General features: G+C 67.1%; 17 protein-coding genes and 1 riboswitch. Of the genes, 5 read left to right on the plus strand and 12 right to left on the minus strand.

Going from position 1 to position 16177, the window contains the following annotated elements:
• Positions 1 to 4: 4 nt before the first annotated feature.
• From EII26_RS07820 to EII26_RS07860, 9 genes are all read right to left on the minus strand, one after another.
• A complete protein-coding gene (locus tag EII26_RS07820) occupies positions 5 to 832 on the minus strand; it encodes a metal ABC transporter permease (protein ID WP_124888600.1) in 828 nt (275 codons plus the stop codon).
• A complete protein-coding gene (locus EII26_RS07825; RefSeq protein ID WP_158612204.1) occupies positions 829 to 1575 on the minus strand; it encodes a metal ABC transporter ATP-binding protein in 747 nt (248 codons plus the stop codon). Before EII26_RS07825 ends, EII26_RS07820 begins: the two co-directional genes overlap by 4 nt.
• Before the next feature lie 14 nt (positions 1576 to 1589).
• Complete coding sequence (locus EII26_RS07830) at positions 1590 to 2582, minus strand: metal ABC transporter solute-binding protein, Zn/Mn family (RefSeq protein ID WP_158612205.1); 993 nt, start codon at positions 2580 to 2582, stop codon at positions 1590 to 1592.
• Between the two features lie 74 nt (positions 2583 to 2656).
• Positions 2657 to 3088 carry a Fur family transcriptional regulator gene (locus EII26_RS07835; RefSeq protein ID WP_342447305.1) on the minus strand — a complete coding sequence of 144 codons (432 nt, stop codon included), beginning with the start codon at positions 3086 to 3088 and terminating at the stop codon, positions 2657 to 2659.
• 191 nt (positions 3089 to 3279) lie between these two features.
• A complete protein-coding gene (locus EII26_RS07840; RefSeq protein ID WP_124888604.1) occupies positions 3280 to 4398 on the minus strand; it encodes a hypothetical protein in 1119 nt (372 codons plus the stop codon).
• The gene (locus EII26_RS07845) at positions 4398 to 5333 is read right to left on the minus strand and encodes an ABC transporter substrate-binding protein (protein ID WP_124888605.1); all 936 of its coding nucleotides are present in this window, start codon (positions 5331 to 5333) and stop codon (positions 4398 to 4400) included. Before EII26_RS07845 ends, EII26_RS07840 begins: the two co-directional genes overlap by 1 nt.
• Entirely contained in the window at positions 5330 to 6103 is a 774-nt protein-coding gene (locus tag EII26_RS07850; RefSeq protein ID WP_124888606.1) for an ABC transporter ATP-binding protein, read from the minus strand. The genes EII26_RS07845 and EII26_RS07850 overlap by 4 nt, the downstream gene beginning before the upstream one ends.
• Before the next feature lies 1 nt (position 6104).
• Positions 6105 to 6878 (minus strand): ABC transporter permease, encoded by a 774-nt coding sequence (locus EII26_RS07855; RefSeq protein ID WP_124888607.1) that lies wholly within the window; start codon positions 6876 to 6878, stop codon positions 6105 to 6107.
• Positions 6879 to 7166: 288 nt separating this feature from the next.
• Positions 7167 to 8819 (minus strand): phosphoenolpyruvate carboxykinase (ATP), encoded by a 1653-nt coding sequence (locus tag EII26_RS07860; RefSeq protein WP_124888608.1) that lies wholly within the window; start codon positions 8817 to 8819, stop codon positions 7167 to 7169.
• Positions 8820 to 9058: 239 nt separating this feature from the next.
• Positions 9059 to 9152: riboswitch (THF riboswitch) on the plus strand.
• Between the two features lie 82 nt (positions 9153 to 9234).
• Between EII26_RS07860 and EII26_RS07865 the strand changes: the two genes are divergently transcribed.
• Positions 9235 to 10458, plus strand: a complete 1224-nt coding sequence (locus EII26_RS07865) for a DUF3798 domain-containing protein (RefSeq protein ID WP_124888609.1) — start codon at positions 9235 to 9237, stop codon at positions 10456 to 10458.
• A gap of 106 nt (positions 10459 to 10564) precedes the next feature.
• On the opposite strand, the gene EII26_RS07870 is transcribed toward EII26_RS07865, so the two are convergent.
• Positions 10565 to 11092 carry a hypothetical protein gene (locus EII26_RS07870; protein ID WP_124888610.1) on the minus strand — a complete coding sequence of 176 codons (528 nt, stop codon included), beginning with the start codon at positions 11090 to 11092 and terminating at the stop codon, positions 10565 to 10567.
• 461 nt (positions 11093 to 11553) lie between these two features.
• On the minus strand, positions 11554 to 11916 hold the full coding sequence (locus EII26_RS07875; RefSeq protein ID WP_124888611.1) for a PadR family transcriptional regulator: 363 nt from the start codon (positions 11914 to 11916) through the stop codon (positions 11554 to 11556).
• 175 nt (positions 11917 to 12091) lie between these two features.
• Here EII26_RS07875 and EII26_RS07880 point away from each other — a divergent pair, with 175 nt between their 5' ends.
• The 4 genes from EII26_RS07880 to EII26_RS07895 all read left to right on the plus strand — a co-directional run bounded on the left by EII26_RS07880 (position 12092) and on the right by EII26_RS07895 (position 15215).
• On the plus strand, positions 12092 to 13132 hold the full coding sequence (locus EII26_RS07880; protein WP_158612206.1) for an ABC transporter substrate-binding protein: 1041 nt from the start codon (positions 12092 to 12094) through the stop codon (positions 13130 to 13132).
• A gap of 6 nt (positions 13133 to 13138) precedes the next feature.
• Complete coding sequence (locus tag EII26_RS07885; protein ID WP_124888613.1) at positions 13139 to 13903, plus strand: ABC transporter ATP-binding protein; 765 nt, start codon at positions 13139 to 13141, stop codon at positions 13901 to 13903.
• Positions 13900 to 14796, plus strand: a complete 897-nt coding sequence (locus tag EII26_RS07890) for an ABC transporter permease (RefSeq protein WP_124888614.1) — start codon at positions 13900 to 13902, stop codon at positions 14794 to 14796. Before EII26_RS07885 ends, EII26_RS07890 begins: the two co-directional genes overlap by 4 nt.
• 122 nt (positions 14797 to 14918) lie before the next feature.
• Positions 14919 to 15215 carry a type II toxin-antitoxin system RelB/DinJ family antitoxin gene (locus EII26_RS07895; protein ID WP_124888615.1) on the plus strand — a complete coding sequence of 99 codons (297 nt, stop codon included), beginning with the start codon at positions 14919 to 14921 and terminating at the stop codon, positions 15213 to 15215.
• 378 nt (positions 15216 to 15593) lie between these two features.
• On the opposite strand, the gene pyrE is transcribed toward EII26_RS07895, so the two are convergent.
• A complete protein-coding gene (pyrE, locus tag EII26_RS07900; RefSeq protein ID WP_124888616.1) occupies positions 15594 to 16172 on the minus strand; it encodes an orotate phosphoribosyltransferase in 579 nt (192 codons plus the stop codon).
• Positions 16173 to 16177 lie beyond the last annotated feature (5 nt).

Genomic DNA, 16177 nt, shown 5'->3' on the forward strand with positions numbered 1-16177 from the left:
GGACCTAGGCCGTGCGTCCCATCAGGCGCGAAACGAGCACGGCCCCCATCAACGCCGCCACGTTGACGAACACGATGCTGGCACCTGTGGGCAGGTTCCAGATGAAGGACAGCGTCAGGCCGGCGGCGAAGCAGACCAGAGAGATGCAGGCGGACAGGACGACGAGCGCCCGGAAGCTGCTGACCAGCCGGCGCGCCGTCACCGCGGGCAGGATGATCAGGCTCGAGATCAGCAGCGTGCCCATCATCCTCATGCCCAGCACCACCGTAAGAGCCGTGAGGAACGAGATCAGAAACTGGTAGAGCGTGACGTTGATCCCCAGCGAGCGCGCGTAGTCCTCGTTGTACGTGATCAGGAAGAGCCGGTTGTAGAAGAGGACGAACAGGCCCGTGACGAACAGGGAGAGGGCGACGGAGAGCATCACGTCCTCGTTCGTCATCGCCAGGATGCTGCCGAACATGTAGCCGCAGACGTCCAGGTTCATCCCGCGCGTCAACGCGGTGACGAGGACCCCGAAGGCCAGGGCCGCCGAGGCCGCGATGCCGATGGCCACGTCGCCGCCGACCTTCTTGCGCTGGCTCACGAACATGATGACGAACGAGGCCGCGATGACCAGCGGCGTCGAGACGTAGAGCGGCGGCAGATTGAAGGCCAGGGCCACGGAGAGCGCCGCGAATCCCACCTCGGAAAGCCCGTGCCCGATCAGGGAGTAGCGTTTCAGCACGAGGATCACGCCCAGGATGGAGGCGCAGAGCGACACCATCACGCCGACGATCAGAGCCCGCGTGACGAACGGATAGGAAAGGATCTCCAGGACCTCCTGAAACGTCATGCCGGCACCTCCGCAAACGTCCGTCCGGAGGGCCCGGCCCCAAGGAGGGGGTCCCTCCACTCGCCGCTCCGCCACGCCTCCGGAGAGCCCACGAAGAGCAGGCGGCGGGCCATCACCGCCACCCGCGTCGCGCGCTCCCCCACCTCGTCGAGGTCGTGGGAGACCATCACGATCGTGGTCCTCCGCTCCCGGTGAAGCCGGGCGAGGAGGTCGTAGAAGCTGCGCTTGCTGTCGGTGTCCAGACCGGAGCAGGGCTCGTCCAGGAACAGCAGCTCGGGCTGCCGGCACATCGCCCGCGCCAGAAGGACGCGCTGCATCTGACCGCCCGACAGCTTGCCGATGCGCCGATCCGCCAGATCCGCGATCTCGAAGGCCGACAGGGCCGCCGCCGCGGCCGTCTTGTCGGCGTGGGTGTAGAAGGGCGCGCGCCGGCCCCGGCGTTGAGTTCCGGTCATCACGATCTCACGCACCGTCGCGGGGAAATCGCGGTCCGCCCTCTCGATCTGGGGCACATAGGCCGTGCCCTCCAACCCGGACCTCAGCTCGATACGGCCTCCCGCCAGAGGCGTCAGGCCCAGGATGCCGCGAATCAGGGTGCTCTTCCCCGAGCCGTTGGCCCCGACGAGGCACAGGAAGTCCCCCTCGGAGACGTCGAGGGAGACCCTCTCCACCGCGAGGAGGGAACCGTACGCGATGGAGACGTCCGAGAGCGCCAAAAGTGTCCTGTTTTCCGGGCAACTCACATCGGCACCTCGCCTCAACGGGTCAGGGCCTTCTCGACGTTGTCCCGATTGGCCCTCATGATGTCCAGGAAGGTCACGCCCTTCTCGAACTCCTCCCGGGTCAGGTTGTGGGCCGTACTGAACAGCAGCAGCTCGGCCCCCGCCTGCTCGGCGATCGACTGCGCGACCTTGGGGATCACGAACTCCTCGTGGAAGAGGCTCCGGATCTCCTTCTTCTTCATGTACCGGATCACCTGGGCGATGCGCTGCACCCCCGGCTCGCCCTCCGAGGAGCACGTGTCGTAGGCCGTCACGTAGTTCAGCCCGTAGTGCTTGAGGAAATAGAGGTAGGCGAAACGCCCGCCGAACACCAGGGTCCGATGCCTGCCCTTCTTCACGATGGCGGCGAACTCCCCGTCCAGCTCGGCCAGCCGGGCCTTGTACGCCTCGGCGTTCTTCGTGTAGACTTCCGCGTGCTTCGGGTCGGCCTCGATCAGGCCGGCCAGGATCGTGTCCACCATCGTCTGGGCATGGCAGAGATCCAGCCAGATGTGGGGATCGTACTCGTGATGATGGTGATGCGCCTCCTCCGCGTGCTCGTCCCGGCTCCGGACCGCATCCTTTTCGGCAGGGGCGTGATGGTGCTCGTGCTCATGCTCCTTCCGGAGCTCCACGCCCTGCGACGCGTCCACCACGATCAGCCTCTTGTTGTCCAGGCTCCGCACGATGCGCTCCGCCCAAGGCTCCATGTACTTGCCCGTGAACACGAACACGTCCGCGTCGTTCAGCATCTTGATGTCGGACGGACGGGGTTCGAAGGTATGGCTCTCCACCCCGGGGGGCAGAAGCATCCGCACGACCGCCAGGTCCCCCGCGATCTGCCGCACGAAGTCGTACTGGGGAAAGAGGCTGCACACCACCGACAGCTTTTCCCCGGCCTCCGCCGCCCCCGCGGCGCCTCCAGTCCCCAAAGCCAGAGCAAGGGCCAAGGACAAAAACCCCGCCGCAAACGTTCTCGAAATCCTCAAAATCGGTAACCTCCCAAAACGAAATGACATCGGCGTTTCCGTAAAAACGCCCGTACACACGGCCCGGAGACGGTTCACGGACGACGACGCCTGACGCACCCCGGACACGTCCCGTAAAGGATGAGCTTGCTCTCGTCGATCGAGAGGGCATTCTGGTCCGCAAACCGGTGAAAGGCCTCCCGGAGAGGCTCGCCGTCGAAGTGAAGCATCGTCCCGCACGACTCGCAGAGGAGGTGGCAATCCCCCTCCGCCGGCTCGGCCAGGTACTCGAAACGGGCCGGCCCGCCCTCGGGCCCCCGGTAGCGCCGCACGCGCCCCGCGTCCTCGAGCTCGGACAAATAGCGGTAGACCGTCGCCTTGCTGACGGGGGTGCCCGAACCCTTCAGCCGGTCCACGAGCGCCTCCGCGGTCAGGTGAACCCCCTTCATGCCGTCCAGACACCGCAGGATCAAGTTTTTTTGTCTCGTGCACCTTCGGGAATCATGGGGGCCTTTCCCTTCCACCACCGTCCGTGTCCTCCTTCCTGCAATTGAGACGCAGAATCAACAAGACAACAAAATATCTCCATGGAGGCATTTTGTCAAGAAAAAGATCGCCTTGCCATCGAGGAGAATGGAGCGCGAGGGGAGGAAGCCGTCCCCGAACCGAGCGCCCCCGAAAGGGCGCGCCCCCGCCGGTATCGGCGAGGGCGCAGCGGCTAAGGCAGGACCTCGAACAGCTCCGGCTCGCTCAGGGCAAGCTGCGCGAACTCGAGCTGAAGCCGCCGGCGCTCCGGCTCCTCGCCAAACGCACCCGGGGCACCGGCCTTGCGCTCGCAGAGCGCAAAATACCCGTGCGGGACGTACCGGTCCTTCAGGACAAAGGTCATCGGCTCGCGGCCGGGCAGCGCGAACCGGAAGGCGAAGGCCCCGCTTCCCATCGGGGCCCTAGGGGCGCCGAGCCCCTCGGCCCACCCGAAGTCGAAGGCCGCCCGCCCCTCGCCGAAGCCGCGGAACAGATACTCCAGGCCATCCAGAATCCCCGGGCCGCGGGCCCCGGCCGTCACCCCGACCGAGCGGCGCTCGAACGCATCGACGCCCGCGTGCCTTCCGAGCTGGCGCACCAGCGACCAGACCAGACAGAGGCCGCACAGGGCCGCATTTCCGTGATGGCGGCGGAGGCTCTCCACCGTCACCGCATACGTCCCGCGATCGATCAGGCTCAGGGAGCCCGCATCCCCCAGCAGGGGCGGCTCGGCCCCCTCCGGCAGGACCTCGGCCGCCCTGGCGCCGTGGACGACGAAGAGCTCCGAGGGGTCGAGGACCAGGACCGCGGAAGCGATGGCGCGCCGCAGCTCCAGGGCGCGCGCCTCCACGGCCTCCGGGTCCCCACGGCCGTGGTGCAGGTCCTCGGTGACGGCATAGAACTCCTCAGGGACCAGCCCCGGCCGAAGCGAGAACTCCGCGCATCCGCCATCCTGCAGGAACCGGAAGAAGAAGTGTCCCTCCACGGGGGCGGGCACGGTCCCCTGGGGGACCGGAAGGCCCAGATCCAGCCGGTAGCGGTCCCGCGACACGCTCCTCAGGACCATCTCCGCCGCGTCCCGAAACCCGCCGCCCGGAAAGGGGGTCTCGACCGTGCAGCGCTCGCGAACGAAGTTCCCGCCCCCGGGAAAGAGCAGCTGCTGGGCCAGGGTCAGGGCCTTGAACCCCAGAGCGACGCCGGCGGGATACCGCCCCCCGTGAAAGGCGGCGACATCCCCGTACTCGGCAAGCAGCCGAACGGAATCCGACTCGAAGGGGATGGAGAGCCCTTCCGGGGCCAGACAGCCTTCCATCAGCGGACCACCAGAGAGGCGGGGTCCACGAATCGGGTGGCCAGCCCCTCGTCCACGAGGAAGCGCATGGTCCTCTCCAGCTCGGCGAGGTCCTCCGGCCGCACCGTGGGGTCGAAGTCGTAGAGCTTCGCCATTTCCCGCACCTGCTCGGGCGAGAGCCCCGTCTCCTCGCTCGCGATCTTCACGGTCTCCTCCGGGTGCTCCTCGGCATAGGCCAGGGCCCTTCGGTGGACGTCGACCATCCGCTTCGCCAGGTCGCCCTGCTCCTTCAGCGCCTCACCGCTCACCCCGACGACGATGGTGCCCTCGACCAGCCCCTCGCCGTTGAAGAGCACGCGCGCGCCGCCCTCCAGGGCCTTCAGGGCCAGGGGCCCCGCGGCCAGCGCCCCGTCGATCGAGCCGCTCATCAGGGCCGCGACGGCGGCGGGGATCCCCATCTCGATGTGCTCCACCCGAGAGGCCTCCACCCCCTCCCGCTTCAGGCCCGCCAGGAGCAGCTGGTGCAGCACCGTCCCCTTGGGGCCGGCGACCTTTTTGCCCTCGAGGTCGGCGGCGCTGCGGATCGCGGGGTCCTTGACCACCAGACAGAAGCTCTTGGGGGAGCGGGAGTAGATCCCCGCGATGCGGATGTCCAGCCCCTGTGCGGCGGCGATCAGAAGGGACGTCCCGCCGATGCAGTTGGCGACCTGGACCGACCCTGCGGCCATCGCCTGGGACTGCTGCGCACCGGACGTGATCTCCGGGTGGGAGACCGAGTAGCCCAAGGGGCCGAACTCCGCCTCCAGCAGCCCCAGGCGTTTCTCCAGAATGGAGGGGATGTTGAGCGGCGACTTCACGTAGGTGATCGCCAGCGACTTCTCCGCCGCCCCGGCTCCGGCCGAGAGCAGACACAGGGACATGAGAACACCGAGCCCAAGAGCAAAAACCTTCTTCATGATCGTCCTCCTTCATGTCGGGGCCGAGAGGCCCCCTCAAAAAACGGAAGCGCGACGCCGGACCCAGCGTCGCCCAGCTCTATGGCGGCCAGTATCCGCTCGCGCAGCTCCATGCGCGCCTCCGCGGAAAGCTCCCCGTCGACGCCGAACGTCCCCGCGAAGCGCCCCTCCCTCAGCACCACGACACGCTCGGCGAGCGTCAGAGCCTCGTCGATGTCGTGGGTCACGAACACGATCGTCCGGCCCCCCTCCCGCCACAGGCGCAGCAGGTCGGCCTGAAGCGTCCTGCGCGTGAACCAGTCCAGGGCTCCGAAGGGCTCGTCCATCAGGATCAGCCTGGGCCGGCAGAAGAGCGTCCGCCCCAGCGCAACCCTTTGGGCCATGCCCCCGGAGAGCTCGTGGGGCAGACAGCGGGCGAAATCCGCCAGCCCCAGGGTGCGCAGGATCCCGTCCGCGTCCCCGAAGTCCCCGGCCGGCCCGCCGGCCCGGGCGGCAAAGCGGACGTTCTCGGCGACCGAGAGCCAGGGCATGAGGCGCGGCTCCTGAAAGACGTACCCCACCTGCCGCCGCGGAACGGAACGGACGATCCGGCCCCCGGACTCCCGCTCCAGCCCGGCGATCAAACGCAGAAGCGTGGTCTTGCCGCAGCCGCTCCTGCCCACCAGCGCGGTGAAGGACCCCTCCGAAAACTCCAGGCTGACCCCGCGCAGGGCCTCCACCGCTCCGCCCCGGCCGCGGTAGACCTTCGAGACCTCCTCGACGCGCACCACCTCAGGCCCCTCCTTCCGGGGCGCTCCAGGGGAACAGGCGCCCGGACAGGGCCCCGAGGGCCCGGTCCGAGAGGGCGCCGACGCAGCCCAGGACGATGACGCCGCAAAGGATGGTGTCCGACCGGGAGAGGGTCTCGGCCTCGCGGATCATGTAGCCGATGCCCGAGGCGGCGGCCACGATCTCCGCGCCGATCAGCGACCTCCAGCTGTAGGAGAGCGCCAGGCGCACGCCGACGAGGAAATAGGGGAAGAACGCGGGGAACGCGACGTGACGGAAAAGGGCGGGCGGCGTGAACGAGAGCACGCGCCCCACCTCCAGAAGGCGGCGGTCGACCTGGCGGATGCCGCTCTCCACGTTCAGGAGCACGGGAAAGAAGCTGGCCATGACGACGACGGCGATCCGGGACGCCTCGCCGATCCCGAAGCCCAGGATCAGGAGCGGCACGACGGCCAGGGGCGGGATCTGCCGCAGGAAGTTCAGCGGCGGGCGGACGAGGGCGGAGAAAAGGGGCAGCAGCGCAAGCGCGACCCCCGTGGGAAAGGCGATGAGGACGGCGATCCCGAAGCCGCAGAGCACCCGGAACAGGCTGGCCCCCAGGTGGCGGAGCAAAACCCCGTTCTCCAGCAGCTGCACCATGCGCGCCGCGACCACGGCGGGCGAGGGGAACAGAAAATGGTTCCACCCGGGCGCCGTGCTCGCCGCGTACCAGAGGCCGATGATGCCGACGAAGCCCAGAATGGGCAGGATGCGCTTGCAGGGACGGTGTTCGTTCATGATTCCGAATCGTTTCTCCAGCCGGGGGCCGCCGGACCTCCCCTAGACGACGGATCTCCCGGAGGGGTCGGGGCTGCGGCGACGGCGTATTTTGTTTAACAAGACAAACATACTACCACGGAGAAACCCCCTGTCAAGGGAGCGGGGGCAAAGGTGCGCGGGAGATCGGCATGAGAGCGCTCGCGGAGGCCGCACAGACCACGGGCCCGCGCGTTCTCCGCGAACATTCGATTCAGGAAGTCCCGGGCGGTCCCCCGGGAGCACGCCTCCGGGGGGACCGCCCGGGCCTCAGCGCATCTCGTCGACGAGCTGCTGCAGGACCTCCCGAGCGTCGTCCGGAAGCGCGTCTATGCCGCCGCGCTCCTCCGCTCGGGACGAGACGAAGTCCAGGCGGTCCTGGAACCGGGCCCGGAGCTGGCCGCGATAGGCCTCATCCTTCGGATCGATATCGAAGTCCGGGAGCTCGAGCGTCCTCATTCCCGTGAAGCCCCCGAAGGGCACCCACTGCGCCCGCCCCTCGACGATCGCCTCGAGGATGGAGAGGGTGTGGGCGGGCCGGACCTTGGTCCCCATGAAGTCCCCCGTGTTGAGGACGTAGCAGTCCACGCCGTCGGCGATCAGGCTTTTGAAGCGCTCGTAGTCCATCCCCAGGGGATAGGTGCGGAAGGGGTTGGCGTAGGGCTCGCAGACCAAAGCGTTGGGGTCGACCCCGGGCGCCAGGCGTTCCGCGCTGGTGCGCTTGGTGGCGAGGGTCGCCCCCATCACCGCCCCCAGGGAGGACCCCTCCAGCTTCAGGACCGGCGGGATCGTCGGGTCGCGCATCAGCCAGAAGATGGCGTTCAGAGGCTCGTCGATGCGGTCGATGCGGTTGGGGGTCCACAGGCGGGACTTCACGGCCCGGCCGTTCCCGTTGCGCAGGTCCTCCGTGACGGCGATCCTCCTTCCGTCCGGCGTCACGGTGGCCCCGCAGTTCTGCATCGTCACGAGGTACCTGTTGGCCTCGCAGCCGATGGGATAGTCCTGCACCTTGTCGAAGTAGGACGGCTCGAGCGCGATGGCGTACTTGTCCCGGACGTTGACGACCAGGGCGTCGTCGTGCAGGACCGTGATGTCGTACTTGCCGCCGTGGGCCGCGTGGGTGAGGGTGGACTTGCCGGAGCCGGACAGGCCGAAGACGGCCATGACGAACTTCCTTCCCGACCGCGTGGTGTAGCGCTTCAGCCCGCCGTGGCAGGCGGCGTAGCCGTTGCGGGCGGCGATCCCCCAGGCCAGGGTCAGGGTCCCCTTCTTCAGCTCCCCGAAGTAGCGCAGGCCCAGGACGGCCGCGCAGTTCTCCTCCGGCGAGAAGAACGCCAGCCCCAGCGGGAAGTCCGGGTGCGTCCAGTCGGGGTCCGCAAAGATGAAGATGTCGCCGTCGACATCCGAGACCGGCCGGGAACGGGCGTACATCCCGCGGTATCGCTCGTTGTCGTGCTGGAAGTTGAGCATCCAGCTGTAGAGGTTGTTCTCGAAACCCCTCGGCAGGGCCAGGTGCGCCTTCACCATGAAGTCCTCATCCAGCCCGACGTAGGCGTCCGCCGTGTAGAGCGTCCGGCCGCGCAGCCCGTAGACCGCCTCGCGCAGGAGCCCCGCCATCCTGCCGACGTCCACGCCGGGATGCCCCACGATGCGGCGGGCGGCGGCGGTCCGGCCGAAGATCGTGCCGTCGTTGAAGAGCAGGACGTTGGCCCCCGGCGGGAGCTCCAGCTCCTCGGGACGGTAGACGGACATGCCCGTCAGCTCCACCGTTCCGGGACTGGCCTTCGCCAGGGCATAGGCCTCCTTCAGGGCCCTCACCTTCTCGACGTTGTTGCCGTAGAACAGCGTCTCCACCGTGGTCCGGACGGGCGTTTTGTGGACCCTCCCGAAGCTCTCCGCATCGTAAGCGCCAATCGTAGCCATCTCCGCAATCCCCCTTCGTCACAGAGCGTCGCCGGCCCCCCTGCAGCAGGCCCGCGCGTCCGGAGCCCTCCGCCGCAAAACGGAAGAGCCCGGGCAGGCGCAGCCAAAAACTGCCGCGCTTTTCAGGAATATGATACATCTTATCCCTCCAAAATACGCGGTCCCGTTTCGATCGGCGGACTCCGTTGACATCCCCCCCTTTCCTCTCTATAATGGCGGGACAATTTACGAAGGCTGCAAACAGAGTAGGCCATGCGCGTCAAGTGTCCGCAGATGGGATGTCGCTGCGGAACGAAACGAGGGATCGTACGATGCGTGGCTGCGTCCGCTGTTGAGGTTCAAGCTACACTCATCGCGGAGCGCTGTCGAGGACAGTGCTCTTTTTGTTCGCCTCCATCAAGATGAGGTGATCGTCATGCAATACGTCCGTCCCCGCATTCCCCTCCCCCGCCCCGGCGGGGCGCTCCTTCTCCTGGCCGCGCTCCTGCTCTCGGCCGTCCTCTCCGGCCCCGCCCTGGCCCAGGCCGATTTCCACATCGGCATCATGACCGGCACCGTCTCGGCGACCGAGGACGCCAGCCGCGGCGCCGAGAGCCTGATCAACCGATACGGCAGCACCAAGCATGGGGGCATGATCGTCCACGTCACGTACCCCGACCGGTTCGTCTCGGAGATGGAGACCACCATCGGCCAGCTGGTGGGGCTCGCCGACGACCCCAAGATGAAGGTGATCGTCATCAGCCAGGGCGTTCCGGGCACAACCGAAGGGCTCCGCCGCGTCCGGGAACGGCGCCCCGACATCCTGCTGCTCGTGGGCGAGGCCCACGAGGACCTGAACATCGCCGGCACGGCCGCGGACCTGGTGGTGAACGCGGACAGCTTCAGCCGCGGCTACCTGATCCCCCTGGCCGCCAAGCGCGTCGGGGCCAAGAAGTTCGTCCACATCTCCTTCCCGCGCCACATGAGCTTCGAGACCCTGGGGCGCAGGCGCGTCATCATGGAGGAGGCCTGCAAGGACCTGGGGCTCGAGTTCTTCTTCGAGACGGCACCCGACCCCCTCAGCGACGTCGGCATGGCGGGCGCCCAGCAGTTCATCCTGGAGAAGATGCCCACCTGGCTGAACAAGTACGGCAAGGACACGGCCTTCCTGTGCACCAACTACACGCACATCGAGCCCATGCTGATGCGGATCGTCTCCCTGGGCGGCTACGTGGTGGACCTCTTCTCCCCCGTCATGGGGCTGCCCGGGGCGCTGGGGATCGACCTCTCGAAGGAGAAGGGGAACTGGCCCGCCATCCTCAAAAAGGTGGAGCGCTCCGTGGTGGAGGCCGGCGCCGGGAGCCGCATCGGGACGGGGACGTTCTCCTACGACTTCACGAACATCGTGGCCCTGGCGGAGTTCGGCAAGCGATGCGTCGAGGGAAAGGCCCGCCTGGAGAGCCTGGACGACCTGAAGGCCTGCTACGAAGCGCACACGCCGGGCGCCCGGTGGAGCGCCGTGCGCTACGTGGACCCGGGGACCGGCACCCGCCTCAGGAACGTGGTGCTGGTGAACCAGGACATCTACATCCTCGGCCGGGGGTACCTGGGGATCACGGAGGTCGAGGTCCCGGAAAAATACCTTCGCATCGGGCGATGAACGCCCCCGGCAGGGGGGCGCAGGAAAAAACAGGGGCCGGCCCAAAGGCCGCCCCCCTTACACCGTCCCCCCGCGCCCGGTCGTACCGGGGCCGCGTCGGACGAGTTCAGTCCTTTCGGAAGCGGCAGTTGAGCTTGTAGCTCTCGCCGGCGTCCCTCACCTCCAGGGTCAGGTGCACCTCGGTCTCGGATTGCAGGACCAGCGTCATCCCCCCCTCAGGATCGGGCGGCGACCGCCATTTGTTCCTTCCGGCGCGACGAAGTTCGATCCGGCCCGGCCCGATCGGCATCGTTTCCGTCCCGATATAGGTTCCCGCGTGGTACAGATCCACGGTGAACGAGGCCGATGCGACCATCGTCGCCGTATCGCCCGTACGGGTCACGTCCTCGAACTGTGCGCTGGCGGAATCCAGCTTCAAATCGCCCCTGCCCTCGGGGAGCGTCGCCGTTCCGCTGCCGCCGACGGCGGTCCAGCGCCCCTCCAGGACCTCGATGGAGATCTCCTCCCCGGACCCCGGCAGAGGCAGATCCCCGGAGTCGGAGCCGCCCTTCCCCCCTCCGCCGCCGCAGCCGCCCAGCAGGATCAACGAGGACGCCAAGAGACACCACACCCAACCCAGTCTGCTCCCGTTCACACCCTTCGACCTCCTTCTCGAATTCGACCTCGGATCTTCCGAAGAGGCACTTCGTGCCTCCAACAAAAAAGTGTCGACCACGAAACGGACGGGCTCCGTACTCCGCCTCGTATCGGGGCGGAAAACAGGCCGCGGAACCGTCCCCATATGCTGCACGGGCATGCTTCGAAGGAACTCCCCCTACCGGGGAGCGCGCTGGAGGTGTTGGAGGAAAAGTCTTTCAGGCTTCAATCTTACCCTTTCGGGCACGGCTTGTAAACCATCCCCCCGCAAACGTCGGGACCACCGATCCGGCAGGGCGTCGCCTGTGCGGGCCGGGACCGGAAAAGGGCAGAAGACGGCTGAGCGCTTCGCCCGCAAAGGTCATCCCCAGGACGACTCCGAATTGTCCAGGATGGTGCGTTGCGCCCCGACGCCTCTCGTTTCAGGATAAAAATGCGGAGGGGGACCGCCCCCCTCCTTCACGTCCGCTCGCAGCCCTCCGCGATGGCCCGAGTGAGGCGGTCGATGTTGCCGCGGTAGCGCAACAGGGTCGTCCGCCAGTTCGCCAGGCACTCGCGCCCCTCGCCCGTGAGGACGTATACGCGCTTGGGCGGCGAGGCGGTGTGGTCCCATCGCGACGTCAGCAGGCCGTCCTTCTCCATCTTCCGCAGCGTCCTGTAGAGCCCCGTGGGGTCCACGCCCTCGCGGTCCATAAAATCGCTCTCCGCCAGCTTCTTCAAAAGGGAAAAGCCATGGAGGTCCTCACGGCTCAAAAACAGCAGGACCGCGGGCTGAATCAGCCGATCCAGAAAAAAACCCTTGCACGCGCACTTCTGCCTCATCCGACGTCGAACTCCTTTCGGCCTCCATCCTCCTCATCGCCATGAATTATAGCACCGGCAAGGCTTCGCGCTTGACTCCGCTCCGGTCCCCGCCTATAATCACGCCATAACAGACATGGTCCAATATTGGCGATGGGCTTTTATCGACGGCATCCGAAAGCGGGGGAAGATCGAGATGAGGAAGACGGCAATGCGGCGCGCTCTCTGGGCTTTTATGGCGGTCATGACGGTCTGCGCGGCGGCCTGTGCCGCGCCGGCCACCCTGACGGTCGGCAACACGGGCAGCAGCATCAAGCCGGCGATGGTGGTCCTGGCCCACGAAAAGGGCTTTTACCGGGACGAGGGCCTGGACGTGACGATCGTCCCCATCGCCAACCTGAACGACGGCATCACGGCCGTGCAGCTCGGCAAGCTGGACATCCTTCCGCTGGGGATCATCCCGTCCGTGACCTTCATCTCCAAGGGCGCGGACCTCGTGATCTACGGCGGGACCATCGCCGAGGGGTCCCAGGGCGTGACGCTGCCGGAGAACGCGGCGCAGTACCGGGACCTGACGGCGTTTCGGGGCAAGAGGATCGCGGTCGTGCTCCCCGAGACGGGGAAGATGATCATGAAGGACCTGATCCGCAAGGCCGGCGTCGACGTGGAGCGCGAGGTGCAGTTCGTGGTGCTGAACGGATTTCAGTCCGTCATCGAGACGGTCCTGAAGGGGGCGGCGGACATCGGGTTCGTCAACAGCGGGTTCGACATCATCGCCAGAAGGCGGGGGCTCGCGGTAGCCGTGGACCTGAAGGACTGGGCGCCGAACTCCGTGTGCTGCCGGCAGACCACGTCGCGCAAGACGTTCGAGGCGAAGCGGGACGCGCTGGTGAAGTTCCAGACCGCGAACCTCGAGGCGTACAAGTTTTACAAGGAGCGCCCGGACGAGACCGTCGGGCTGCTGACGGCCTACTCCGGCCAGCCGGAGGACTACGTGCGCCACTGCCTGTACGACGACGTGATGGTCGTGACGCTCGACCCGGCCAGCAGGCGCATCAAGGACTTCTACGAGGTCATGAAGGCCAACGGCGACATCGACCCGAACACGCCCCACGGCATCGACAAGGCCATCGACACGTCGATCTACGCCGAGGCGCTGGACGCGATGCAGGCCCGGTACCCGGACAGCCCGATCTTCAAGGACCTGAGAAAAAGATTCGAGCTGGAGAACGACTGATCCCCCATGAACTCGGTGGAGGCACGCGCGCTCTCGTTCCGGCACGGTGACGGCCCCCTCGTCCTGAGGGGCCTGGACTTTCGGGTCGAGGCGGGGGAGTTCGTCTGCCTGCTGGGGCACAGCGGCGGGGGCAAGACGACCCTGCTGCGCCTCGCGGCCGGGCTGGAGCGCCCGACCTCGGGGGAGCTCCTCGTCGGAGGTTCCCCCGTTGCGGGGCCCGGAACGGACCGCGGCATGGTCTTCCAGGAGCACTCCCTGTTCCCCTGGCTCACGGCCAGGGCGAACGTGGCCTTCGGGGTGCGCCAGGCGTTCCGGAGACTGAGCCGGAGGGAGGCCGAGGCGCGGGCCGTGTACTTTCTGGAGCGGGCGGGGCTGGCCGGCGGACTGGACCTCTACCCGCACCAGATGTCCGGCGGGATGCGTCAGCGGGCGGCCGTGGCCCGGATGCTGGCGATGGACGCCCGCGTCTGGCTCCTCGACGAGCCGTTCAGTGCCCTGGATCCGACGATGCGCCTCTCGCTCCAGACCCTGGTCCGCAAGCTCTGGGCCGAGGGGGAGCCGCGCAAGACGGTCCTCTTCGTGACGCACAACGTGGACGAGGCCCTTCGCCTGGCGGACCGCATCCTGTTCCTCGGCGGGGGGCGCATCGCCGGGGACCTGAGGGCGGCGACCGGCGAGGGCACGGACTCGGACGAGGCCCGCAGGTTCGCCCTCCGGACGGAACTGGCCCGGCTGTACCGCGAACACGCCGCGGGGAGGGACGTCGCGTGAAGGGCCTGGCCGCGAACCACGTCCTGCTGGCGCTCCTCGCCGCGCTCGTCCTGAGGCCGGGCGGGTTCGCCTCGGCGCCCCCTACAGCGTTCCTGACGGCCGCCGCACTGATCGAGGGCCTCTACCTCCTCCGATGGGCCCGGAGCCCGAACCGGGCGGCGTGCTCCGGGGTGGCCGCCCTGATATGGGGGCTGCTCATCGTCTGGGAGATCGCCACGACGCGGACCGGCAGCGCCAACCCGATCCTGGTCCCCGCGCCCGAGGACGTCTTTCATGTCTTCTGGACGGCGAGGGCGCTGATGCTGCGCGGCGTGGTCTCGTCGCTGGGGCTGCTGGCCGTGGGGTTCGCCGTATCCCTCACGCTGGGCGTCACCCTGGGGCTGGCGGCCGGGTGGTTCCGGACGCCGGGGGACATCCTGATGCCCATAGCGCGCGTGCTCAGCCCGATCCCCCCGGTCATCTACAGCCCCTACATCGTGGCGCTCATGCCGACCTTCCGCAGCGCGGCGGCGGCGATCCTGATCCTCGGCATCTTCTGGCCGACCTTCATGAACATGGCCGGACGCGTGAAGGCGATCGACCGGCGCATCCTCGACACGGCCCGCACCATGAACGTGAGCGGCCCCACAATGATCTTCCGCGTGCTCCTGCCCTACGTGACGCCGGGCATCTTCGCGGGGCTGCGCGTGTCCCTGTCCACGTCGTTCCTCCTGCTGACCGTCGCGGAGATGAGCGGCGCGGCCAGCGGCATGGGGTACTTCATCAAGAACTACTCCGACTACGCGAACTACACGAACGTCGCGGCGGGGATCATCCTGGTCGGCGTCGTCGTCACCCTGCTGAACCGTCTGCTGACCGCCCTGGAACGCCGCTGCGTCCGCTGGAGGGAGTGAGACGGCCCCGCAGCACAACACGGCGGCCGTGGCGAGGCCCGCCGTCCCGCTCTTGAATATCTCCTACAATTATTGTACATTTGAATTACGATCAAATGCGAACGAAGAAAGGGGGCGCAATCATGGCAAACGGATTGCTTCAGCTGCGCATCGATGACAATCTGAGGCGGGAGGCGGCCGCAATCTATTCCCAGCTCGGGCTCGATCTCCCTACGGCGATCCGCATGTTTCTGACCCGTTCGGTGCAGGTCCGGGGCATTCCTTTCAGTGTGCAGCTGCCCGATGAGGACTATAAAGCGACTGCGGCGCTTGCGGCGATGAAGCGCGTGAGCCGGATGGCGGAAGAAAACGGCATCTCCGACATGACCCCGGACGAGATCGACGCGGAGATCGCCGCGGTGAGGAGCACAAAGCCATAAATGAAGTTGTATGCGGTGATCGACACCTCGGAAATCAGGTGAGTGAAATAACGGACGGCCCCCAAGGCGGGGCCGTCCGTTATCTCACTCATCCCGCCCATCGATGCAAGCGGGCCGCAGCGTCGCCATCCCCCGCCGCATCGACACGCCTCATTCCAATTCTAAATCATTTGTAGGCGATAAGTAGTGAGCCAGCGAGGCGTAGCGAGCTGTGCGAATCTCTTAGAGGCTTCATCAGGCGGCTGGTTGTGAGCGTCGAAGACGAAGCCACTAGGCTTCGCTTCGACGTAAGCGACCGACACGACATTTTAGGTCTTAACAGCCCAAAAGTGTCGGTCATCTGCTTAAACGAAGCATACGAATGATTGGGAAATGGAATCACACCTGGCGGCTGCCGGGCTTGACCACCGCCACCCCATCCCTGCACAAGGGGCAGTCGGCCTCCTCCCACCGCTGCGCCTCCATGGCCATCAGGGGCCTGAAGGGCACGCCGAAGTCCGCGGTCCCGCCCGAACGGTCGACCACCGATCCCACGCCGACCACCACGGCGCCGGCCGCCCTCAGGAGCTCCACGACCTCCTTCACCGAGCCCCCGGTGGTCACCACGTCCTCGACCACCAGCACCCGCTCGCCCGGTTTCACGTGAAAGCCGCGCCGAAGCGTCATCCTTCCGTTCTCCCGCTCGGCGAAGACGTTGCGCACCCCGAGGGCGCGCGCCACCTCGTAGGCCATGATGACGCCGCCCAGGGCCGGTCCGGCCACGACGTCGATGCGCTCGTCCCCAAACAGGCGCGCCAGCGCCCCGCAGAGCTCCGCGCTCTCCTCGGGGTGCTCGAACAGGGCGGCGCACTGCATGTAGCGGTCGCTGTGCTGGCCCGACGTCAGCCTGAAATGCCCGGTCCTGAGGGCGCCCAGACGGGTCAGGACCGCCTCGGTTCTCTCCTGCGTGCCGTTCATGTCTC

Origin of the sequence: Fretibacterium sp. OH1220_COT-178 (assembly GCF_003860125.1) — a bacterium.
Classification (GTDB): domain Bacteria; phylum Synergistota; class Synergistia; order Synergistales; family Aminobacteriaceae; genus CAJPSE01.